24 protein-coding genes, 1 tRNA gene and 1 pseudogene are annotated in these 21,753 nt (G+C 60.9%); 23 read left to right on the plus strand and 3 right to left on the minus strand.

The annotated features are described in order from the left end of the window. Positions 1-37: 37 nt before the first annotated feature. The 20 genes from CVV65_RS07655 (at position 38) to ndk (ending at position 17,305) form a co-directional block, all read left to right on the plus strand. Entirely contained in the window at positions 38-670 is a 633-nt protein-coding gene (locus tag CVV65_RS07655) for a hypothetical protein (RefSeq protein ID WP_100667618.1), read from the plus strand. Beyond that, the gene (locus CVV65_RS07660; protein ID WP_133121252.1) at positions 627-1,109 is read left to right on the plus strand and encodes a hypothetical protein; all 483 of its coding nucleotides are present in this window, start codon (positions 627-629) and stop codon (positions 1,107-1,109) included. The genes CVV65_RS07655 and CVV65_RS07660 overlap by 44 nt, the downstream gene beginning before the upstream one ends. Beyond that, complete coding sequence (locus CVV65_RS07665; RefSeq protein ID WP_100667620.1) at positions 1,063-1,605, plus strand: DUF3189 family protein; 543 nt, start codon at positions 1,063-1,065, stop codon at positions 1,603-1,605. Before CVV65_RS07660 ends, CVV65_RS07665 begins: the two co-directional genes overlap by 47 nt. Before the next feature lie 36 nt (positions 1,606-1,641). Next, entirely contained in the window at positions 1,642-2,976 is a 1,335-nt protein-coding gene (der, locus tag CVV65_RS07670; RefSeq protein ID WP_100669290.1) for a ribosome biogenesis GTPase Der, read from the plus strand. A gap of 39 nt (positions 2,977-3,015) precedes the next feature. Further along, entirely contained in the window at positions 3,016-3,624 is a 609-nt protein-coding gene (gene plsY / locus CVV65_RS07675) for a glycerol-3-phosphate 1-O-acyltransferase PlsY (RefSeq protein ID WP_100667621.1), read from the plus strand. A gap of 12 nt (positions 3,625-3,636) precedes the next feature. Then, positions 3,637-4,686 carry an NAD(P)H-dependent glycerol-3-phosphate dehydrogenase gene (locus CVV65_RS07680; RefSeq protein ID WP_100667622.1) on the plus strand — a complete coding sequence of 350 codons (1,050 nt, stop codon included), beginning with the start codon at positions 3,637-3,639 and terminating at the stop codon, positions 4,684-4,686. Positions 4,687-4,746: 60 nt separating this feature from the next. Next, positions 4,747-5,130 (plus strand): glycine cleavage system protein GcvH, encoded by a 384-nt coding sequence (gene gcvH, locus CVV65_RS07685; protein ID WP_100667623.1) that lies wholly within the window; start codon positions 4,747-4,749, stop codon positions 5,128-5,130. 7 nt (positions 5,131-5,137) lie between these two features. Continuing rightward, on the plus strand, positions 5,138-5,968 hold the full coding sequence (locus tag CVV65_RS07690; protein WP_157935429.1) for a lipoate--protein ligase family protein: 831 nt from the start codon (positions 5,138-5,140) through the stop codon (positions 5,966-5,968). Between the two features lie 141 nt (positions 5,969-6,109). Further along, positions 6,110-7,588, plus strand: coding sequence for a stage IV sporulation protein A (gene spoIVA / locus CVV65_RS07695; protein WP_100667625.1), 1,479 nt, complete (start codon positions 6,110-6,112; stop codon positions 7,586-7,588). Positions 7,589-7,750: 162 nt separating this feature from the next. After that, positions 7,751-9,334 carry an acetate--CoA ligase gene (locus CVV65_RS07700; protein ID WP_100667626.1) on the plus strand — a complete coding sequence of 528 codons (1,584 nt, stop codon included), beginning with the start codon at positions 7,751-7,753 and terminating at the stop codon, positions 9,332-9,334. Between the two features lie 147 nt (positions 9,335-9,481). After that, complete coding sequence (gene mtrB, locus CVV65_RS07705; RefSeq protein ID WP_100667627.1) at positions 9,482-9,727, plus strand: trp RNA-binding attenuation protein MtrB; 246 nt, start codon at positions 9,482-9,484, stop codon at positions 9,725-9,727. Positions 9,728-9,790: 63 nt separating this feature from the next. Beyond that, positions 9,791-10,252, plus strand: a complete 462-nt coding sequence (locus CVV65_RS07710; RefSeq protein WP_100667628.1) for a hypothetical protein — start codon at positions 9,791-9,793, stop codon at positions 10,250-10,252. Positions 10,253-10,421: 169 nt separating this feature from the next. Further along, a complete protein-coding gene (locus CVV65_RS07715; RefSeq protein ID WP_133121253.1) occupies positions 10,422-11,261 on the plus strand; it encodes a heptaprenyl diphosphate synthase component 1 in 840 nt (279 codons plus the stop codon). A gap of 3 nt (positions 11,262-11,264) precedes the next feature. After that, a complete protein-coding gene (locus CVV65_RS07720) occupies positions 11,265-12,050 on the plus strand; it encodes a demethylmenaquinone methyltransferase (protein ID WP_100667630.1) in 786 nt (261 codons plus the stop codon). Positions 12,051-12,120: 70 nt separating this feature from the next. Continuing rightward, a complete protein-coding gene (locus CVV65_RS07725) occupies positions 12,121-12,768 on the plus strand; it encodes a UbiX family flavin prenyltransferase (RefSeq protein ID WP_100669292.1) in 648 nt (215 codons plus the stop codon). Beyond that, on the plus strand, positions 12,755-13,723 hold the full coding sequence (locus CVV65_RS07730; protein WP_100667631.1) for a hypothetical protein: 969 nt from the start codon (positions 12,755-12,757) through the stop codon (positions 13,721-13,723). Before CVV65_RS07725 ends, CVV65_RS07730 begins: the two co-directional genes overlap by 14 nt. Then, positions 13,723-14,541: a menaquinone biosynthetic enzyme MqnA/MqnD family protein gene (locus tag CVV65_RS07735; protein ID WP_100667632.1), complete on the plus strand. Its 819-nt coding sequence runs from the start codon at positions 13,723-13,725 to the stop codon at positions 14,539-14,541. The genes CVV65_RS07730 and CVV65_RS07735 overlap by 1 nt, the downstream gene beginning before the upstream one ends. Further along, positions 14,541-15,620, plus strand: coding sequence for a cyclic dehypoxanthinyl futalosine synthase (gene mqnC, locus CVV65_RS07740; RefSeq protein WP_100667633.1), 1,080 nt, complete (start codon positions 14,541-14,543; stop codon positions 15,618-15,620). Before CVV65_RS07735 ends, mqnC begins: the two co-directional genes overlap by 1 nt. 81 nt (positions 15,621-15,701) lie before the next feature. Continuing rightward, a complete protein-coding gene (locus CVV65_RS07745) occupies positions 15,702-16,685 on the plus strand; it encodes a polyprenyl synthetase family protein (protein ID WP_013075740.1) in 984 nt (327 codons plus the stop codon). A gap of 176 nt (positions 16,686-16,861) precedes the next feature. Next, positions 16,862-17,305, plus strand: coding sequence for a nucleoside-diphosphate kinase (gene ndk / locus CVV65_RS07750; RefSeq protein WP_100669294.1), 444 nt, complete (start codon positions 16,862-16,864; stop codon positions 17,303-17,305). A gap of 2 nt (positions 17,306-17,307) precedes the next feature. Here ndk and CVV65_RS07755 read toward each other — a convergent pair whose 3' ends face one another. Continuing rightward, positions 17,308-18,243 (minus strand): patatin-like phospholipase family protein, encoded by a 936-nt coding sequence (locus CVV65_RS07755; protein ID WP_100667634.1) that lies wholly within the window; start codon positions 18,241-18,243, stop codon positions 17,308-17,310. A 64-nt stretch (positions 18,244-18,307) separates the two neighbouring features. Here CVV65_RS07755 and CVV65_RS07760 point away from each other — a divergent pair. Both CVV65_RS07760 and CVV65_RS07765 read left to right on the plus strand, forming a co-directional pair. Continuing rightward, positions 18,308-19,105, plus strand: a pseudogene (locus CVV65_RS07760) (CheR family methyltransferase); the annotation flags it as partial. A gap of 47 nt (positions 19,106-19,152) precedes the next feature. Then, a tRNA-Gly gene (locus CVV65_RS07765) sits at positions 19,153-19,228 on the plus strand. 238 nt (positions 19,229-19,466) lie between these two features. Here the strand turns inward: CVV65_RS07765 and CVV65_RS07770 are convergent. After that, positions 19,467-19,838: a DUF1664 domain-containing protein gene (locus CVV65_RS07770; RefSeq protein ID WP_100667636.1), complete on the minus strand. Its 372-nt coding sequence runs from the start codon at positions 19,836-19,838 to the stop codon at positions 19,467-19,469. Between the two features lie 292 nt (positions 19,839-20,130). Here CVV65_RS07770 and CVV65_RS07775 point away from each other — a divergent pair, with 292 nt between their 5' ends. After that, on the plus strand, positions 20,131-21,027 hold the full coding sequence (locus CVV65_RS07775) for a thermonuclease family protein (protein ID WP_133121255.1): 897 nt from the start codon (positions 20,131-20,133) through the stop codon (positions 21,025-21,027). Here CVV65_RS07775 and CVV65_RS07780 read toward each other — a convergent pair. After that, positions 20,961-21,563, minus strand: coding sequence for an MFS transporter (locus CVV65_RS07780; protein ID WP_157935430.1), 603 nt, complete (start codon positions 21,561-21,563; stop codon positions 20,961-20,963). The genes CVV65_RS07775 and CVV65_RS07780 overlap by 67 nt on opposite strands. Positions 21,564-21,753: the final 190 nt, after the last annotated feature.

Genomic DNA, 21,753 nt, shown 5'->3' on the forward strand with positions numbered 1-21,753 from the left:
CTCGGCGGCGACACTAGTGTCACGGAAGGTGATGTTCATGCCCGTGGCCAGTGGAATTCTGGCGGATGTGCTGATGGCGGTCGGGGCGATTCTCTTAGCCACCGGCTGGGGAAACCGCCGGGTTGTTCCATCGAGAACAGGTCGTCGGGCCTTGGTGATTGGCTTGGGGATGGCTTGGTTCCTAAATCGCTGTCTCATCGGAATGTTCGGAATCCGCGCAAACGCCGGCGGATTGGTTTTGATGGTTTTGGCGACGGCGATCCTTTTGTCCTCGCCTTTGGGATTGCGAGGGTGGATTCGGCAAATTGCGGGCATGGTCCTCACCACGGCCACCATGGCCGTTCTTTGGGCGGGGATGCCCTATACCCCTTTGGTGACATGGCCACTTCGAGATCTGGTCTGTGCCGGGATCGGGGCGGCGGTGGCGGGGCTTGTTGCACCTTCGTCCTTGTTTGCCGCCGCCTGTGCTGGTTGGGGTGTCGTGGGCGGGATCTACGAGGTCTTGATGGTTCAATACGATGTCGTGTTGCGGGATATCGTGTGGTTCGATACCGACCTCGTGGACGAAATGATGGCGGCCGGGTGGATAGCGCTGGCGATCCATCTCGCTGTGGGGGGGCTGTTACATGGTGCCGGTAGGCGTCCGGGAACGGTGGACGGGTCCCCCTGACGGAATGGAAACCAGGCCGGTCTTCCGCCTCTTTTATGACGAAGGGGCAGGCCTTGGGGCGGCATTGACGGCGGCGCTGGACGTGGGGCGGTTTCCCGAAGATCTTCCCTGGGACGAGGCGGCGGTTCGCGACCTGTTGCAAACCTTGTGTCCGGGTTCGGGAATTTTTTCCCTTCGGGGACGCCGGGGTGTCGCGTATTGGTGCGGACTCGGCCCAGATGCCCCGGTGATCGTGCGGGCTTGGCGTCAATTTCTCGCTTTTTCCCCCCGCCCCCAGGATTCCGTGGTGTTTCTTCCCGTCTCCGTGCCCCGTACGCGGCGGTGGCGCCGGGCCGAGCGGGCATGGCGGGAGAGGGCCGAGGTCGATCGGGCGGCCAAGGAGGCGGTGGGACATGTCGAACTCTGGCATCAAGCTCGTCTATCCGTCTGGCCCGGCTGAGCCAGGTCTCCGGGTGGTCTACTATTGCTACGGCAGTGCTCATTCCTCGATCGTCTGTGCGGCTATACATTTGGGGCGCTTAACCGGGAACCGGGTCCGGGGCCGGGACATTGTCCAACTTGCTGACTATGACGCCACTGAGCCTTGGTCGATTGGAACGGTCTATTTTAAGGGCGTGGATGATTTGGGCCACCCCGTGTATACCCTTGGTTTGGGTCCGCGGCGCAAGGCGGCTCTAGAGGCGGTGATTGCTCTTTTGGCGCTCCCGGGGTTTCAAACGGTGCCGATCCTCTTTGCAGAGGCCCTGTCTCAAATTGGGCCGGTGGCTCGTATGGGAGGGGCCCTGTCCCGGCGGTACGGGATGGTCAAGTGGGGGCGGCCCCTGAGTGCCTGGGCCATTGCCCGACGTATTGATGAGATGCGGTCTTTTGTCGACCGGGTGCGGGAAACGGAGCGGCAGGCTGCGATTGACGCACCGGCGCCGCTTCTGTCATAATCCAGATGGATCAGAGGTGCGAAAGGTGTGAAAGCCATGCCCGGAGGACTGGTTGCGATCGTCGGCCGGCCGAATGTGGGGAAATCGACTTTGTTTAATCGAATTGTGGGCGGGCGGATCGCGATCGTCGAAGATAAACCCGGGGTAACTCGAGATCGGCTCTACGCTTTGGCGTCGTGGAACGGCCGGGGGTTTCGCATTATTGACACCGGAGGGTTGGACTTCGGCGGTTCGGATACGATCGTGGAATCGATTCGCGCCCAAGTTGAATTGGCGCTGGAAGAAGCGGACGCGGTGATTTTTCTCGTGGATGGAATCTCCGGGGTCACTCCGGCGGACGAAGAAATCGCCGGGCGGCTACGCCGGGCCGGGAAACCGGTGGTTCTTGCGGTCAACAAGTTGGACAACCCGGACCGAATGACTGCCCACTACGAGTTTTTTCGGCTGGGCCTGGGCGAGCCCTTCCCGATTTCGGCTGAACACGGGTTGGGGATTGGCGATCTGCTCGATGCCGTTGTCCGCCTGTTGCCTCCGGAGGATACTGAGGAACCGGATCATGATGCGATTCGGGTGGCGGTGATCGGTCGCCCGAACGTGGGCAAGTCTTCCCTGGTCAACCGACTCCTCGGCGAGGAGCGGGTTCTGGTCAGCGAGATACCGGGGACCACTCGGGATGCGGTGGATACCTTTTTCGAACGGGAAGGCCATTCGTTCATTCTCATTGACACCGCCGGGCTGCGAAAACGTGGACGGGTATGGGAAGGTACAGAAAAGTACAGCGTTCTTCGGGCGCTGCGGGCCATCGATCGCAGTGACGTGTGCTTGTTGGTCATCGACGGCAAACAGGGCATCGCCGAGCAAGACAAACGCGTGGCGGGGTATGCGGTGGATGCAGGCCGGGCGGTGGCGGTGGTGGTGAACAAATGGGATTTGGTGGAGAAGGACGATAAAACGGCGGTCCGCATGACAGAGGAGATCCGCCAGGAGTTTGCCTTTATGACCTGGGCCCCGGTGGTGTTTGTCTCAGCGAAGACCGGGCAGCGGGTGGGACGGATCTTGGATTTGGTGGTACAGATTGCCGAACAGCACGCCATGCGCATGTCCACAGCTACAGTCAACCGCGTGGTGGAGGATGCTGTCGAGCGAGTTCCGCCCCCTTCCGACAAGGGGCGCCGGTTGCGTTTGTACTATGCGTCCCAGGTGGGAGTGAAGCCTCCGACCTTCGTATTTTTCGTCAATGATCCAGAACTCATGCATTTTTCCTATGTCAGGTACCTGGAGAATCAACTGAGGTCAGCTTTCGGATTTGAAGGCACACCGCTTCGCCTCCTCATTCGACAGCGCAAGTCCGGGGCCCGGCCGCCAAGATGAGAGTTTTGCCTCCACGTCTGGGATACAGGGGTTGATCATATGATTGGACAAGGGATTCTCGCTGCGGTCATCGGCTACTTACTCGGCTCCATCTCCTCAAGTGTGTTGGTGGGTCGATGGATGGCCGGGATTGACATTCGCCAACACGGGAGCGGGAACGCCGGCGCGACGAATACCTTACGGGTTTTGGGACAGCGGGCGGCAGCGGCGGTTTTGGTGGCAGATGTTGCAAAGGGGTTGATTGCCATCGCCGTGGCCATGGCCCTGGCGCCCGACCGCACGGGAGTGTGGGCGGTGGCGGGTTTATTCGCCATCGTTGGACATAATTGGCCGATTTTTTTCGGGTTTCGCGGAGGGCGGGGCATCGCTACGGCAATTGGGGTTTTGTTGACTCTTGTGCCGGTTCCGGCGCTGGTGGCGGGGGGGATTGCCCTGATTGCCCTTGCTTTGACCCGGTATGTCTCCCTGGGCTCCCTGCTTTTCACCCTGTTGACCGCCGTGTTCGCGGTGGTGTTTCACTATCCCGCGGTTGAAATCTGGTTGACGATCGCCATTGCAGCGTTAGCGGTCTGGCGCCACCGGGATAATATCGGTCGATTGATCCGGGGTGAAGAGCACCGTCTCGGCCAGGGCAAAAGTCGATTATAAGGGGGCCTTTTTGTGGACATCGCGGTACTGGGGGCCGGCAGCTGGGGTACGGCCTTGTCCTTTGTGCTTGCGGACAACGGACACCGGGTCCACCTGTGGGCGCGCCGGAAAGAACTGGCGGCGGAAATCAATGGGCGCCGCACCAACGAACGGTACCTGCCTGGATGTACGGTGCCCGAAAGCGTTCAGGCTTATACGGATCTGGGCGAAGCCGTACACGGCGTTCGCCACGTGGTGTTGGCGGTGCCTTCCCAGACGGTGGGGGAGGTCGCCACCCAGTTAAATGGTCAGTTGGAACCGGACGCCTACGTGCTTCATGCCGTGAAAGGGATTGACGTCAAGACCGGACGGCGGATGTCCGAGGTGATTCTCGATGCTTGCCCGGGGCTCGAACACCGGCGTCTGGCGGTACTTTCCGGTCCCAGCCACGCCGAGGAAGTGGCCCGCCGGCTGCCGACCACGGTGGTGGTGGCAGGGTTTTCTCCCCAAGGGGCCGAGGTGTGGCAGCGTCTCTTGATGAATCTACGGTTTCGGGTTTACACTCACTCGGACGTTGTCGGGGTGGAACTGGGGGGGAGTCTGAAAAATATTATCGCGATCGGCGTGGGGCTGTCCGATGGCCTGGGGTTCGGCGACAACGCGAAGGCCGCGTTGATGACCCGGGGTCTCCACGAGATTGCAAGGCTCGGGTTTCGCCTGGGGGCTGTTCCCTTGACGTTTGCCGGACTTGCCGGGGTGGGGGATTTGATCGTCACCTGCACCAGCCGACACAGCCGAAATCGGCGGGCGGGGTTAATGCTGGCCGAAGGACGGCCTTTGGATGAAGTGCTGCAGGGCATGGGCATGGTGGTGGAAGGGGTCTATACCACCCGGGCGGCGGTGGAGTTGAGTGAAAAGGCCGGGGTGGAGATGCCTATCGCAAAGGCCACTTTCGCGGTTCTTTTCGAAAAGGAGAATCCCCGGCGGGCGGTGGAGGAACTCATGGGCCGCACGCCAAAACAGGAATGGGTGGCCGACCTCTGGCAAGGACCTTCGGACTGGAGTCGAGGCGGCGACCTTTGATACAATGGAGACGTACCCCGCCGTCCGTATGCGGTGCGGGCAACGAGAGGAGGTTGCGGAATGAGCCAGATTCCCGAGGAGTTAAAGTATAGTAAGGAGCACGAATGGGTCCGGGTTGATGGGAACCGCGCGGTTATCGGGATCACCGATTTTGCCCAGTCGGAACTGGGGGATATTGTGTTCGTGGAATTGCCCGCGATCGGCGCCGAGGTCAAGGCGGGGGAGACCTTCGGTACGGTGGAGTCGGTGAAGACCGTGTCGGACCTATATGCCCCGGTTTCGGGGAAAGTCGTGGAGGTCAACGGCAACTTGGGAGATGCCCCGGAAAAAGTGAATGAGGACCCCTACGGCGATGGGTGGATGATCGCCGTGGAAATGTCGAATCCGCAGGAAGTGGCCTCATTATTGGATGCGAACGGTTACAACGCCCATATCAACGCCTGATGGGGCGATGAGGATGCAGAACTGGCGACTGCTACATACGGGGAAAGGTTCGGCGGCTTTCAACATGGCGGTGGACGAGGCGGTGATGATCGCCCATTCCAAAGGGGAGGTGCCGCCGACCCTCCGGCTGTACGGGTGGGATCCGCCGACCTTGTCCATCGGATATTTTCAGCGGGCGGGGAAAGAAGTGGATTTCGAGGCCCTCAGTGCCCGGGGGTATGGGTTTGTGCGTCGGCCGACCGGAGGCCGGGCGGTCCTCCACGACAAGGAAGTCACCTACAGTGTCGTCGTGTCCGAATCTTATCCGGAGATGCCGGGGTCGGTGACCGAATCGTACCGGGTGATCAGCGAAGGATTGGTTCGGGGCTTGCGAAAGCTCGGCTTTGATGCCCACTTTGCTCGGCCCGACGAAGAGGGGCGCCAGAGGTTGGCAGCTCCCAGTTCGGCGGCCTGTTTCGATTCCCCGTCCTGGTACGAGGTCGTGGTGGAGGGGAAGAAGTTGGTCGGTAGTGCGCAAACTCGCCAGCGAGGAGTGATCCTTCAGCACGGCTCGATTCTTCTGGATCTGGACCCGGAGGCGCTTTTCGCGGTCTTGCGCTTTCCCTCGGACCGGGTCAGGGAACGGCTGCGGCGGACCTTCGAGGAGCACGCGGTGTCCCTCCGGGATCTTGCAGGGGCGCCGGTCTCGGCGGAGCGCGTCGAAGAAGCCCTGGCCGAGGGGTTTGCGGAGGCGCTGGGCGCCCGTCTCGAGCCCGGCGAACTCACGGCGCAAGAACGGGAGACGGCGGAACAGTTGATGGCCAAATATCTCGGAGACGAGTGGAATTATCGGAAGTGACGCGGTTCGGGTTGCCCGGGCCGTTTTTTTTGCTTCTTTGGGCCCCGGGTCGGATTCGTGGTCATATTTCTCCTTCGGGTTCATAAATATGTACCGTCCAAAGACCGTGCTATCGACGGGCAGCCTGAGGGAGGGACCTCTGTGGAAAAGTTCGACGTGTTCAAAGATATTGCCGAGCGCACGGGCGGAGATATCTACCTCGGCGTGGTCGGCCCGGTTCGAACGGGAAAATCGACGTTCATCAAGAAGTTTATGGAATTGATTGTCATCCCAAACATCAAGAACGACGCAGACCGCGTCCGGGCCACCGACGAGCTGCCCCAGAGCGCCGCCGGACGCACGATCATGACGACGGAACCGAAGTTCATTCCCAACCAGGCCGTGGAAATCACCGTCGCCGACGGTCTCGACATCAATGTCCGCCTGGTGGATTGTGTGGGATATGCGGTGGATGGCGCCCGGGGATATGAGGACGAAAGCGGCCCTCGGATGGTGAGCACCCCCTGGTTTGAGGAGCCCATTCCGTTCCAGGAAGCGGCGGAAATCGGGACGCGGAAGGTGATCGCGGACCATTCTACCATCGGCCTGGTGATCACCACGGACGGCAGCATCGCCGAAATTCCCCGCAGCGCCTACATTGAAGCGGAAGAGCGCATTGTGGGGGAGCTCAAGGAACTCGGGAAACCTTTTGTGATGATTCTCAATTCCGCCCATCCCTACCACCCGGAGACCGGGGCACTGCGGTCCGCCCTGGCGGAAAAATACGATATCCCCGTCCTGGCCGTTTCTTGTGCCACCATGGGCCAGGAGGATATCCTGGGAATCCTTCGGGAGGCCCTGTACGAATTCCCGGTCCACGAAGTCAACGTCAATTTGCCCAGTTGGGTGATGGTGTTGGATGCGGACCACTGGCTTCGTTCCCAGTTTGAGCAGGCCGTTCGGGAGAGTGTACGGGATGTCCGGCGCCTGCGGGACATCGACCGGGTGGTGGGGCAATTTCAAAATTACGAATTTGTCACCCGAGCAGCCTTGTCCCATATGGATATGGGGCACGGGGTCGCGGATATCGATCTAGAAGCTCCGGATGAGCTGTACGACCAAGTGTTGACGGAGATCGTCGGAACGGAGATCCGGGGGCGGGACCATCTGCTGAAACTCATGAAAGATCTTACTTACGCGAAACGGGAATACGACAAAGTGGCGGATGCCCTGAGAATGGTCAAGACGACGGGGTACGGGATCGCCTCGCCCATTCTGGAGGAGATGACCCTGGATGAGCCGGAACTCATCCGCCAGGGTTCGCGATTCGGGGTCCGGCTAAAAGCCACGGCGCCTTCCATCCACATGATCCGGGTAGATGTGGAGTCGGAGTTCGCCCCGATTGTCGGAACCGAGAAACAAAGTGAGGAACTCGTGCGTTATCTCATGCAGGATTTTGAAGAGAATCCGCTGAAGATCTGGGAGTCGGATATTTTTGGGAAATCCCTGGCGGCCATCGTCCGGGAGGGGATTTCGGCCAAATTGGCGATGATGCCGGAAAACGCCCAATATAAACTTCAAGAGACGTTAGAGCGGATTATTAACGAGGGCAGCGGGGGATTGATCGCCATCATTCTATAGGCCGGCCACTCGTGGATAGAGGGGGCAGAGGCAAAACGGGGGGTCTGTGGACTTCTCCGTTTTTTATGTCAACTGATCGACAAACCCGCCGGAGGAAAGGAATTTGGCCGCGGTGTGTCGAATCCATCTAAGCAGGCCAAGTTTTCTGAAGGGGGTCTATTGATGCAACCGTCCATCGAGATACCGGAGATTTATAATTTTGCCGCGGTGGTGGATGAATACGCAGAAGACGGGAGCCGGATCGCCATTGTCGCCGTCACCGAGGACCGTAAGGAGGAATACGTCCCGTACTGGCGTCTGAAAGATCTGTCGAATCGGTTCGCCAACGTTCTTACCGCCCAAGGGATCGGTCGCGGGGACCGGGTGATTGTGACATTACCTCGCTCGGTGGATGCCTACGTGGTGTACCTGGGGTTGTTGAAGGTCGGTGCCGTGGTCATGCCCGGTTCGGAGATGTTGCGGGCGAAGGACCTGGCCTACCGGATTCGACACGCCGGGGCCAAGGCGGTGGTGGCCTTTGAGGGGATTCGGAACGAGTTTGAAGCCATCCGGGACCAGTGCCCGACGGTGGAGCGGCATCTGCTTTTCGGACAGGCCCCGGGTTGGGTGGACCTTCGGGCTGAGATGGTCAAGGCTGACCGAAACTTTGAGCCCGTACCCACCCGGTCGGACGAATTGGCTTTTTTGTCCTACACCTCGGGAACCACGGGGGGGCCAAAAGGGGTGATGCATACCCATTCTTGGCCGGCTGCCCATGTACAAGTGGCGGCGACCTATTGGTTCGACGTGCGGCCGGGGGAGATCGCTTGGGCGACGGCGGGGCCGGGATGGGCGAAGTGGGTCTGGAGTCCCTTCGTATCCATTCTCGGTAAAGGGGGAACGGCTTTCGTGTACCGGGGGCGGTTTGACCCGAAGGTCTATCTCGATCTTTTGTCCGAGTATCCCATCGGGCTTTTCTGCGCGACCCCGACGGAATACCGATTGATGGCCAAGGTCCAGGGTCTAGAGAATTATCGTCCTCGGGCACTGCGCAGCGCAGTGAGCGCCGGAGAACCCCTGAACCGCGAAGTGATCGACACGTTTCAACGGCATTTCGGCGTGTTGGTTCGGGACGGATACGGCCAGACGGAGAACTCGCTGATGGTGGGGACTACGGTGGATACCCCGGTGCGCCCGGGTTCCATGGGCCGGCCCTTCCCGGCTTATCGCATCGCCGTGGTGGACGAAGATGGGCGGGAAGTGCCCCCGGGCCAAGTGGGGGATATCGCCATTCACCGGGATGCTGCGACGTTGTTCAAGGGATATTTGGACGATCCCGAACGCACGGAGAAGGCGTTTCGCGGCGAGTGGTATATCACCGGAGACCAGGCGAAGATGGACGAGGACGGATATTTCTGGTTTGAAGGGCGGGCGGACGACATCATCATCAGTGCGGGGTACACGATCGGGCCCTTTGAGGTGGAAGATGCCTTGGTGAAACACCCGGCGGTGGCGGAGTGCGCGGCGGTGGCCAGCCCGGATCCCGAGCGGGGGCACATTGTCAAAGCTTTCGTGGTGCTCCGGGAAGGGTATACCGGATCCCCGGAGTTGACGGCGGAGCTGCAGGAGCATGTGAAAAACACAACGGCCCCTTATAAATATCCTCGGGAGATTGAATATGTGGACGGTCTGCCGAAGACGACGTCCGGCAAGATCCGCCGGGTGGAACTGCGGGCTCAGGAAAGAGAACGTAAGTTGAGCGAGTAATCGGTATTGCCCCGGAAATGAAAAAAATCGCCTCTTTCGACAAATCGCCGCCCCGGGCTTGAAACATGCGTCGCACGGTGTCGAAATTCGACCGTTTCGGTTACAATGAAGGGCGACGGATCGACACGAAGAAGGGAAGTCTGCGGGATGATCATCAGCGATGAAGCGGCGTCGGTGTTGGGGGATTATTTTGCCATCCAGGCAAAGGAAAACGGTGTGACGGTCATCGGCCTCACCCGGGGCACAGACACCAGGTTTCACCACACGGAACGCCTGGACCGGGGAGAGGTCATGCTGGCACAGTTTACCGAACACACCTCGGCGATTAAAGTCAGGGGGAAATGTCGGATTTACACAAAGTTTGGCGTCATCGAGCCTTTGGAAGAGGGTTGATCGTAAAACTCTTGGAACCTGCATAGATATGGTCCCGAAACGGCAGGTGGAGGGACGCGGGGGATGAGAAGTTGGTGGTGGATCGCGGTGGCGGCGTTTGCCGTGGCGGGGGTGCTGGCGGCGATTCCCCAGCGGGCGTTCGATCGATTCGCCGACGGATCTCTTCCGGTGCTGTGGCATCGGCCGGGCCGGGTGGATTCGTTGACGGCGGCGGTGGATCGTCTGGATGGGCTCGTCCTTCGGGGGCGGCTGGAAAAAGTAGATTGGTCTCCGGGTACCGTTTCCGTCGAGTTGGCAGAGCCCGGCGGAGGAGGGGATGGGTCCGCTATGCAGGATGTGTACGCGCTGGCTTACACCTTTTTGGTGGATGCAGAAGGGGTGGATCGTGCCAGGATTCACTTGATCGACGCATCGGGCCGGACGGTGCGCACCTATACGGCCGACCGCCCCGCCTTGGACCACGGACCTCCGCCCGGAACCGACGCCGTGCCGGCCTTCGTACAACATCGTTTTCATCAACAATAATTCTTCAGCTTCAATTATTCGGCATGTCCGCTGAAAACCCATGCATAGCCCTAGGGGCATAAATATGATAAAGTTAAAGCCGTCGGACATGGGAGTCTCCGGTTTGCCGGCGGCCTTTCTTTTCGGCCGGGAGATGCCGCACCATAGGGAGTTGGGATAGAGCGTGCTGTTGACAGACTGGGAAATGGAAATGCGCAGTATTGAGAAAATGATCGCCCGGGAGATGAATCACCCTGAGCTTCGCCAGTGGTCATCGGAGCCGTTGGATCGCTCGTTGATTTGGTTGATCTGGAGCATGGGGGCGTCGGCTGGACTGGGTTCGGCGCTTCGGGCGGCGGTGGCCGCAGCGGTGTATCTGGTGCACCGGGGGCTGGAGGTGCACGAGGTGGAGCGCGCTCAGCCGGGCGGTGGTGGAGTGTCGGCAACGGCGGTGTTGGCAGGGGACTTTTTCAGTAGTAAATATTATCTTCTCTTGGCGAAGTACGGGTTGGTCTCTCTGGTCGGCGTGCTCTCGGGCGGGGTGCGGCGGGTGAATGAGCTCAAGGTGCGGCGTCGGTCCTGGCGGTGGGAGGAGGATCCCGAGGGGTATGTGGCCTTGTGCGCGGAGATCGAAACCGGGGTTGTTCGCGGATTGTTGAGGGGGCTTTCCTTGCGGGATCCTTGGCCAGAGATAGTACGGGCCGCCGGGCGCGGCTTTGCTCTGGTCCGGGGCGGGGAATGGGGACACGGGGGGGCGCTGCCCTCTCTGATGGACTTGCATGTCTGGGCTTCCACCACAGCGGAGGAACGGCGAGCCCTTGAGGAGTCGGAGGGGTCCGGTCGGGTACGGGCGCTCTACGCAAAATACAATGCCGGGGATTGGGTGACCGACCAGTTGACGGAGGTTTGCAGTTCGATTAGGAGTCGGCTTGCATCCCTTCCCCGGTTAGGGGCCGAGGGGTTGGAGAGGATGTGTTCCGAGTGGGAAGCGGCCTGGGCATCCTGGGTGCCCGTGGCGAAGGAGAGGTAACGATTGCCGAATCAGTCAAACCAACAGCCGAGCAAAGTCGAACTGGTTCAGTCGATCTTTTCCCGGATCGCCCGGTACTATGACCGGATGAACGATTTGATCAGTTTTCAGCGCCACAAGGCGTGGCGAGCCTTTACGATGAAACAGATGGCGGTGTTCCCCGGGGCCCAGGTGCTGGATGTGGCGGCGGGTACCGGGGATTGGACTGTGGCCTTGGCGAAAGCGGCGGGAGCCGAAGGCCGGGTCGTGGGGCTCGATTTTTGTCGAGAGATGCTCGATGTGGCCAAGGAGAAGGTGAGCCGGGAAGGGGTCGGCCGGCAGACGTCGTTAGTCTTAGGAGACGCCATGGAACTGCCCTATTCGGAAAACACCTTTGATTTTGCCACGATCGGTTTTGCGCTCCGCAATGTCAAGGATTATCGCCAGGTGCTGCGGGAGATGACCCGGGTGGTCAAACCTGGAGGGCTGGTGGTGTCCTTGGAGCTGTCCAAGCCCACCTGGGAGCCTTTTCGCACGGTGTATTACTTCTATTTTTACAAGGTCATGCCCTTTGTGGCCCGGCTGCTCGTGGGAGAAGGAGCGCCGGCCTATCAGTACCTGCCCAATTCCCTGACCCATTTTCCGGGGGCGGAAGAACTGGCCCAAGTGTTTCGGGAGGTCGGGCTTGAAGATGTGCGGTTCTGGAGGTTCTCCGGAGGCGTGGCCGCCCTTCACATCGGGCGCAAACCGAAGGGTGTTGAGTCGGAGGGAGACGCAGTTCCATCCCGGGCGGCGGATGTCGAGAAATGAGCTTCACGCCGATGGCGGTGGAATGGACAGGGAAGATGCCCCGTGGGAGCCGGGAATCGGAGCGATGCGGATGACGAGGGAGCGAGTGGAAGAAGATCTACCTGTGGTGGTGGGCATAACCGGGGCAAGCGGCGCGGTGTATGCCATTCGTTTGCTGCAGGAGCTGGTCCGGTTGAACCAAAGGGTCCACCTTCTGATCTCCGCAGCGGCCTGGGAAGTCCTGCGCCTGGAGATGGGATGGCCGGTCAAAGCCGGTGACTGGCCACTGTTCCGGGAGAAGGCCGGAATTATTTCGGACCGGGTGTCCGTGCACGACCTTGGGGATTTTTCTGCTCCGGTGGCGAGCGGTTCCTATTTGACCCGGGCCATGGTCATCGTCCCGTGCAGCATGGGGACCCTGGCGGCGGTGGCCACCGGGGCTTCGGACAACCTGTTGGAGAGGGCGGCCGATACCCACCTGAAGGAGGGACGGCCGCTCATCTTGGTCCCCCGGGAAACGCCCCTTCATCTGATCCACCTGGAAAATATGGTCCGGGCGGCCCGGGCCGGGGCCAGAATTGTCCCGGCGATGCCCGGGTTTTATCACCGTCCGGAAACTTTGATGGATTTGGTGGATTTTGTGGTGGGGAAGATTCTTGACCAACTTCGATTGCCGCATGGGCTGTTCCGGCGCTGGGGAAGTACCGGGGAGGAGGTGGGGGAAGTTGACAGAACGTGAATTATGGTCACTTTTCGACGGGGATGTCCTGGATCTCGGGGCGGAGGCCCACCGGGTCAAAACCGAGGGATTTGGGGACCAGGTGTTCCTCATGGAACGCTTTTGGATATCCACAGGACCGGGGCGCGAACCGGCAGCGACACCGGCACTGAACCGGTACGTGCCGGCGGAAGGCCGGGAGGAGTTCCCCAGGAGCGTGGTTCTCGACTCGGTCGGGGAAGAAGAGGCTGCGATTCTTAAGCGCTCGGCGGAGGTTCGGATGGCTGGGTTTCGGGGAAGTCTCAGCGGGCCGTCGGCCGGGGATGTTTGGCGATGGGCACAAGGGAATCTGCAGCGGGTGACGGAGGTGCTCGGCCGCCTGAAAGAGGCGGGGATCGATTTCCTTCGGGGAGAGGATGCCGAGGTCCTCGACGAGGGTTGGCGCCGGAGCCGGCGGGTCCTCCCGTTGGACGACTGGTTTGAGGTGCACCGAAGGGCGCACGAACGGGGAATGGCAAGTCACGTGGTTCTACGCTACGGGGCTGGAGAGACCCGGGAGGCCCGGGTGCGCGCCTGGCCTCGGCTTCGGCAGTGGGCTTCGGAAGGGCGCTTAGCGTTGGTCCGGTTAGAGCCTTGGGATCCGGTGCGTTGGCCCTTGGGCGATCGGTTGGACCTGCCTCCGACCACCGGTTTGGAGGATTTGTTGACGTTGGCCGCAGCCCGGCTCGTTTTTCCCACCGTGCATCTTGAGGTGTCCTGGAGAGCGGGGGATGAGAAACTCGCCCAAACGGCCCTGCGCTTTGGCGCGGACAGTCTGTCGGGGGCCCCGTGGCGGTGCTGGGATGAACCATCACCCCTATCCGGGCCGGAGATCGGCGATCCCGGCCAGGCGGAACGGCTGGTCCGGGAGACGGGTCTTTTGCCGGTGTGGGCAGGAGATGGGGACCTAAAAGGTCCAAAACAGGGGGCGGCGTGATGGAGGTCCTGCGGATCGGTCGCATCCAGTATGCGAACATTTTGCCAGTGTATCACTTCTTTGAGCATGATCGGGTGGAGTTTAAACCGGCTGTCCCCAGTCAGCTCAACGCTTGGTTGGAAGAAGGAGCCGTGGATCTGGGCCCGGTGTCCAGTTTTGCCTACGGGCTGCACCCGGAGCGCTACGTGGTGCTGAGGGATTTGTCGGTGAGCAGCCGGGGGCCGGTGGGTTCGATTTTTCTCGTGTCGACCCTGCCGATTCCGTCCCTTCACGGCCGGACGGTGGCACTGACTTCCAGTTCTGCCACGTCGGTGCGGTTACTTAAGATCTTGTTTGCCCGGCGGTTTGAGATTGCTCCCAAATATGTTACGATGGATCCAGATTTAGACCGAATGTTGGAGCGGGCGGACGCCGCTCTTTTGATCGGAGACGATGCCCTGGAGGCAGCCTTGAACCCCCGGGGTCTGATGATGTTGGATCTCGGCGAAGCGTGGTGGGAATGGACAGGGCTTGGCATGGTGTTCGCAGTGTGGGCGGTGCGCAGGGCGGTGGCGGAGGAAGCTCCGGAGTTGCTCCATTCGGTGCACCGGACCTTTCGGGAGGCCCGGGATCGGGGTCTGCGGGAGATTGACGCGGTGATCCGGGCTGCCGCCGATTGCTGCGGCGGGGAGGAGCAGTTTTGGCGGGACTATTATCGGTGTCTGTCCTATGATCTGGGGGAGGATCTTTTGGACGGACTTCATCGGTACTACCAAGAAGCGCACGACCTGGGGCTTTTGCCAACAGCCGCCCGGGTTCAGTTATGGGGGGATCTCTGATGTTGGTGCGGACGGGGGCGGCGGAGGAGATTCTGAACAAAGCGCTTTCCGGGGAGCGGTTGACCCTGGAGGACGGGGTTCAGCTGTATGAATCGGCGGACATCGTGGCCCTGGGCCGGGCGGCCCGAGAGGTGTCCCGGAGGCTACACCCGGAGGGCGTCGTGACCTTTGTGGTGAATCGCAACATCAATTATTCCAATGTGTGCGATACGTATTGTACCTTTTGCGCTTTTTACCGGCGGCCGGGCCATCCCGAAGCCTATGTCCTGCCGGACGAGGTGATTTTTCAAAAGATCGAAGAGACGGTGCGCCTCGGGGGCACGGAGATCCTGATGCAAGGCGGAACTCACCCGGATCTGCCCCTGGAGTGGTACACGGAGTTGTTGCGGAAGATCAAGGCGAGGTTCCCGGTGCATATGCATTCTTTCTCCTCGGCGGAGATCCAGAATCTGAAAAAGATCTCTGGGTTGTCCCTGGAGGATGTGGTGCGGGCCCTCCGGGATGCGGGGCTGGACTCTCTGCCCGGGGGCGGGGCGGAGATCCTGGACAACCGGACCCGGCGTCGGATTAGCCGATTGAAGGGAACCTGGGAAGACTGGATGGAGGTGCACCTCACGGCGCACCGGCTGGGTATGCCCTCCACGGCGACGATGGTGGTGGGTTTCGGGGAGAGCGACGAGGAGCGGGTGTTGCACATGCTCCGGGTGCGGGAGGCCCAGGATCGAACCGGGGGATTCACGGCTTTTATCGCCTGGACGTACCAGCCCGATAACACGGCGCTCCGGGGGACCCGGGCCACGGCGGCGGAATACTTGAAGACCGTGGCGATTGCCCGGCTGGTGATCGACAATATCCCGAACCTCCAGGCGTCCTGGGTGACCATGGGGCCGAAGATCGGGCAGTTGTCGCTGGAATTCGGGGTAAACGATTTCGGCAGCACCATGATTGAGGAGAATGTCGTACGGGCGGCGGGAGCGCATTATCGCATGACCCGGGAGGACATCGTGCGGCTTATCCGGGACGCCGGGCGGACGGCGGCCCAGCGCAATACCTATTACGATATCCTTCGGTATTTTTGATGGGACTGGATCGGCCGGGACTTCCCGCGCGAGAACAACAAAGGTCCGCGGGTGGCGGGGCCTGGCACAGAGGGGAGCGGGATGAGAGTAACGGAATTGTACGGAGCGATGCGGGGTGAACTTCGCCGGGTGGAAGACCTGTTGGAAGAGGAAGTGGCCAGCCGGGAACCGGCGCTCCAGGAAGCCTCTTTGTATCTTCTTCGGGCGGGGGGAAAGCGCCTGCGGCCCCTGGTGGTGCTGGTCTCCGGCCGGTTTGGCCCCCGAAGGGACACCGAGGCCCTGGTCCGGGCGGCGGCCGCCCTGGAGATGATTCATATGGCCACCTTGGTGCACGACGACGTGATCGACCGGTCGGACACCCGACGGGGCCGGCCCACGGTGAAAGCGGCATGGGGGGATCAGTTGGCCCTTTACACCGGGGATTTTTTGTTTGCCCGGGCTCTGGAACTTTTGTCCGAGATGGAAGACCGGCGGTTGCACGAGGTGACGGCTTGGGCCATCGCCCGGATGTGCCAAGGGGAGCTCGAACAGATGCACGACTTGTACCGGATTGACCAGCCGCTCTTCCGGTATTATCGTCGCATCCGGCAAAAGACGGCCCTCCTGATGGCGGTCAGCTGCCTGGTGGGCGCCCGGGCGGCGGAGGCTGACGAGGAGACGGCCCGGGCGCTGTGGCGCTTTGGGGGGCATCTGGGCATGGCCTTTCAGATTGTCGACGATGTGCTGGATTTAGTGGGCGATGAGGCCGTTATGGGGAAACCCGTGGGGAGTGATCTCCTGCAGGGAAATCTGACGCTGCCGGTACTTTTCGCGCTGCGCGGGAGGACCTCGGGGGACGAGGCGGCCAGTCGGCGTTTGGCGGGTCGGATTCACCCCGGCATGTCCCAGGAGGATGCGGCGGAGGTCGTGCGAGCGGTGGCGGAGTCCGGGGGGATCGACGAGGCCCGGCGGGTGGCGGAGCGATACGTGACCTGGGCCCGGCGGGATTTGGCGGCTCTTCCCGATGGATGGGCACGGGAGGCGCTGGAGGCGGTGCTGGGGTTTGTGACCGCCCGAGACCGGTAGGGAGTGGTCCACGGGGCGCTACCTTCTCAGGCGGGGGCCCTTTGGTGATCCGGGATGCGGCGGGCGAGGGTGCGTCTTGTCCGCCGCTGAGGCGATTTGGTATCATAATGCGGTACTCCAGAAGATTGGACAAGATGGGGATATTCAACCCAGGATGAGGAGTGAACGTCATGGCACTGGAACAGACCTTTGTGATGATTAAACCCGACGGCGTCCAACGGGGCCTCATCGGCGATATCGTGTATCGGTTGGAGCGGCGGGGCCTGCGGTTGGTAGCTGCGAAATTGATGCAGGTGTCCCGGCAGTTGGCGGAGAAACATTATGAAGAACACCGGGACAAACCATTTTTCGGCGAACTGGTGTCCTTCATCACATCGGGGCCGGTATTCGCCATGGTGTGGGAAGGACAGGGAGCCATCGCCGTGGTCCGGCAGATGATGGGAAAAACCAATCCCCAGGAGGCGGCGCCGGGGACGATTCGGGGAGATCTGGCGCTGTCCATCGGGATGAACGTGGTGCACGGCTCGGACTCCCCGGAGAGCGCGGCCAGGGAGATTGCCCTGTGGTTCGGCGGGGAAACCCCGCTGAAGTACGAACGGTCCATGGATCGCTGGATTTGAGGTTACGCCGGGGTCCGGGGCCTCTGGAGGTACTCGCGGATAAGGGGCAATTGGTGAAGAGCGTAAGCGCGGCCAACCTCGATACATTCCGGAATGCGGGCAAAATCGGTCCACCCAATGTCGGGGATGGGGGGCGCCAGCCGGAGTTCCGGGTAGCTGGAGAGGCGCAGGGCAGCCAGGTCGGCGAACATCAGGGTGAGGGACCGGTCGATGACGTCGATAAAGGTCTTCATGTTCCGGTCCACCAACTCCCCGAGGTGCAGGTCGACGGCGATGACTCGCCGGGCGCCTGCCTGGAATAAAAGGTCGGCGGGCAGGGTGTTGCGCACGGCGCCGTCCACCAGGTGGCGTTCCCGCAGGCGGGCGGGCTGAAAGACGCCGGGAAGGGCGCAGCTGGCCCGAACAGCCCGGGGCCATTCGTGCTCCCCCAGCCGGATGTACCGATGTGCCGGGGAGAGGGAGAGGGACGGGAGGGAGCCGAGGACCACCGTCTCGGTATGGTACAGGTCGGTGGCGGAGATCAGGCAGGGCAGGGATCGGCGCGGATACATAAGGAACAGGCGGTGCAGGTAGGCCTCCAGGCGGGCGCCTTGGATCAAGCCCGGGGGCAGAAGGGTTTTCGGGTTCCGAGAGAGTCCCAAGCGGTAAAACGGGTATCGGAGGAGAAAACGCAGAACGGTGCGGAGGGGGACGTCCCAGTCGATGAGACGGGCTTTGGCCAGGTGTTTGGCTTCTTCAATCATCTCAGCCACGGGCATACCCCGGGCGTACAGGGCGGCCACCACCGCCCCGGCGCTGACGCCGGCAACGATATCCGGGACGATGCCGTGTTCCTCAAGGACTTGCAATACCCCCAGGTGGCCGGCCCCACGGAGGCTGCCACCGCTCAAGGCCAAGCCCAGGCGAAAAGGACGGTGGACCGGCCGGTATCCCTTCATGAGCACCCCTCCCTTCAGTCATCGCACCGGGCGGAAAGCAATGGGGAGGATCATCGGGTAGAGAGAGAAAGACGAATATCTATGGTTTGCGGCTCAGGTGTTGCGGTGGATCGGGGTGGATTTGACCGAATACAAACGCCCCCAGATGGAGAGGCGGCTGACGTCGCTCAGGCAGAGGTGGAACTGCGACAACTGGGCGGATTTTTTTGCGCTCATACGTCGGGATCCCCGGGTGTACCAGGAGTTCCTCGATAAAATGACCATTAATGTCTCGGAGTTTTATCGCAATCCCGGGCGTTGGGAGGTGGTGGGCCGTCGGCTGGCGCCCAGGTATCTCAAACTGTCCCGCCCGGTGCGGTGCTGGAGCGCCGCTTGTTCCACCGGAGAAGAACCCTATACCCTGGCCATGGTGCTGATGGAGAGCGGCCTTTCCCCCAACCGGTTTGAAATCCTGGCCACCGACATCGACGAGAGCGCCATGGAGCGGGCGAAACAAGGGATTTACCGCACTGCCTCCCTGGAGCACGCTCCGTCGGGCACCGCCGCCAAATATTTTGAACAATTGGGCGAGGATCGATGGGCGATCCGGCCCATCGTGAAACAATCGGTGCGATTCCGGCGGCACAATCTCCTCGCAGACCCTTATGATCACGGCTTTGACCTCATTGTATGCCGGAACGTGATGATCTATTTTACCGAAGAGGCGAAAATGCGGATCTACCCAAAGTTCCGGGACGCCCTAGCGCCGGGGGGCGTGCTGTTTGTGGGCAGCACCGAGCCGATTTTTCAACCCGAACGGTTCGGGTTCCGGGTGTTCGATACGTTTTTTTACGAAAAAATCTCACCCTCGCCCGGCCGTTGACAAGGGCGGGCGAGTCGTGTATCATAAACAATGCGTAAAGGAACTGTGCGGATGTAGTTCAATTGGTAGAGCGTCAGCTTCCCAAGCTGAATGTTGCGGGTTCGAGTCCCGTCATCCGCTCCAAAAAAGAAGGGTATGCTCCAAGGTCGTTCAGGCGTATGTAGAGGTGGGATGCCGGAGGGCCAAGGGGTGTACCCTTTGACCGTTTCATGGCTACCGGGCGCAATCGGTCAATACTCGGAGAGAACGGCATGCGGAGCGCGGCGCGGAGCCCGGCGGAAGTCTAAAGAAAGAATGAGGGAATGCGGGTGGCACCGTGGCCCGCGCCGACTCGGGTGTGTCGTGCATAGCGTCGGGAACGTTAGAGGTGCAGCCGTTTGATTTCCTCCAACTCGCGTTCCACGTCGAACAGCCGGATCTTCGCGTGGTTGGACTCGCCTTCGAGTTTGGCCAGCCGCTTCTCGATCCGGTCGAGACGTTCGTTCATTTGCCGAAGCTCGCTGCGCATTTCCTGAAACTCTCCTTTGAGTTGTGCCAATTCTCTTTTGAGTTGTTCCAGTTCTTCTTTGAATTGTGTCAATTCCCCTTTGACTTGTGCCAATTCTCCATTGACGTTCTCAAATTCCCCCTGCATCCGCTGGAAGCCGGCATTGACTTCTTGTCGTAGATTGTACACCGCTGTTGCCAGGTCCCTCACCGTGTCGAACAACATATCCAACGTTCGATCGGCCACGACCCCATCCCGCCTTTCGTAATCATCTGGGTGCAGGCAGCGGCCGATGTATGAACATGCCAACGCCTCGGTAACGGGCCTTCCGCCTGTCCTTGGACTCATTGTACAACGAAATGCACTGCGGGGTACACCTCCCGTTTCGGATCCATTGTACAAGGAAATGCCTGGCGAGGGCAGACATTCCCCTCGCATATTTTACCTTTCAGTCAGATTTAAAGGGTTTAATGAGGCTTGATTTTATAATAAAATAAAACCATCATCGCAGGACCAAATGTGGACGTGGGGGATGAGCATGGTTCACAGGTGGCAAAAACGGTATCCCGCTCTCGTCTCCGCCCTGTTGGCCTTATTCGTTTCCATTGGTTTGATCGGCTGTGGCGCTCCGGCTGCCGAGCCATCTGCGACAGTACCACCCAGCGCCGCGGCAGCGCCCTCGGGCACCCAGTCTACCGAGAAGGCCGCCGGCAACTCCGCCCCTTCGACCTCTTCGACACCCGTTGCCGCCGCGACCGTCCCGAGACCTGCCGCGCCGACCACTTCGGCTCCGTCGCCGCAGTCGGGGGCAGCCCAGGGATGGATCACGGCCCATGTCACCAAAGTGGTGGACGGCGACACCATGGATGTGTCGTATAACGGAAAACAGGATACGATCCGCTTGCTTTTGATTGACACGCCGGAAACGCACAAACCGGACACTCCTGTGGAGCCCTTTGGTCCCGAGGCGTCCGCCTACGCCGAGCAGGTTCTCGCCGGTCGAGACGTGAAGCTCGAACTCGACGGCCCCCAGCGGGACAAATACGGCCGGCTCCTCTGCTATCTGTGGGTTGGGGACCAACTGTTCAACAAAATGCAGATCGAGAAGGGCTATGCCCGGGTGGCCTATGTATACGACCCGCCGTACAAACATTACGATGAACTGCTGGCGGCGGAACAAAAGGCGAAAAGCGCTGGCATCGGCATTTGGTCGATTCCGGGCTATGTGACGGATGAGGGTTATAATCCCGCCGCTGTGGGATCAATGGGGAACACTGCGGGAAGCAGTGCCCCAGCGCCGAACGACAATACAGCCTCGGTCTACTACCGCAACTGCGCCCAGGTGAGGGCGGCGGGGAAGGCCCCGCTTCATCGCGGGGATCCGGGGTATCGGACCCAGCTGGATCGCGATGGGGACGGGATCGCCTGCGAATGAGCCGGGCCCTTTACTGCGGGGCCCGGCGTCCTCTTGAAGGAGACCGCACAGATCCCCAGGGCGACCAGCGTCAAGATGGCGGAAACGAGATAAATCGACGGATAACTGAACCGCCCCACCAACTGCCCGAGACCCATGGCCCCGATCCCGATGCCGAGGTCAAAGGCGGTATAAAATGTGGCATTGGCGGCGCCCCGGCGGTCAGGGGCCACATCCTGCACGGCCATGGCTTGTAGACTCGGTTGGACGGCCCCATACCCCACGCCGGTCAGCGACGCCGCGACGAGAAACATCGTCAAATCCTTGGCTGCCGCCAGCACCCCGAACCCGGCGGCCAGGATCACCAAGACGGGGACGAGCACCGCGGCGAGTCCCCGCCGGTCGTAGAGCCGCCCGGTCAACGGAAGGAAGATCAAGAGGGCGCCGGAGAACACGAGAGAATAAGCGAGAATCGCTGGACATGCCGGGAGAGAGCGTACGAGTTGCCAAACGTGGTGGCCCGCCACATCCCATATTGGAAAACAGAACCACCCCACACGGCCTTTCTCTCCTTTCCGCCCGGCCTGCCGGGCAGCGATTAATTCCAGAATAGCACACGGGCCGGCACGAAGGAGAATCACAAGCCGAATCATCGCGCGGAGGACAGATACAATTTTCTGCTCAATCTGATAAGGTGCGGTCTGCCTCAGGCGCGGAGGTGGAAACCCCGTGGCGGGGGTTCACGAT

The organism is Kyrpidia spormannii, assembly GCF_002804065.1.
Taxonomy (GTDB): domain Bacteria; phylum Bacillota; class Bacilli; order Kyrpidiales; family Kyrpidiaceae; genus Kyrpidia; species Kyrpidia spormannii.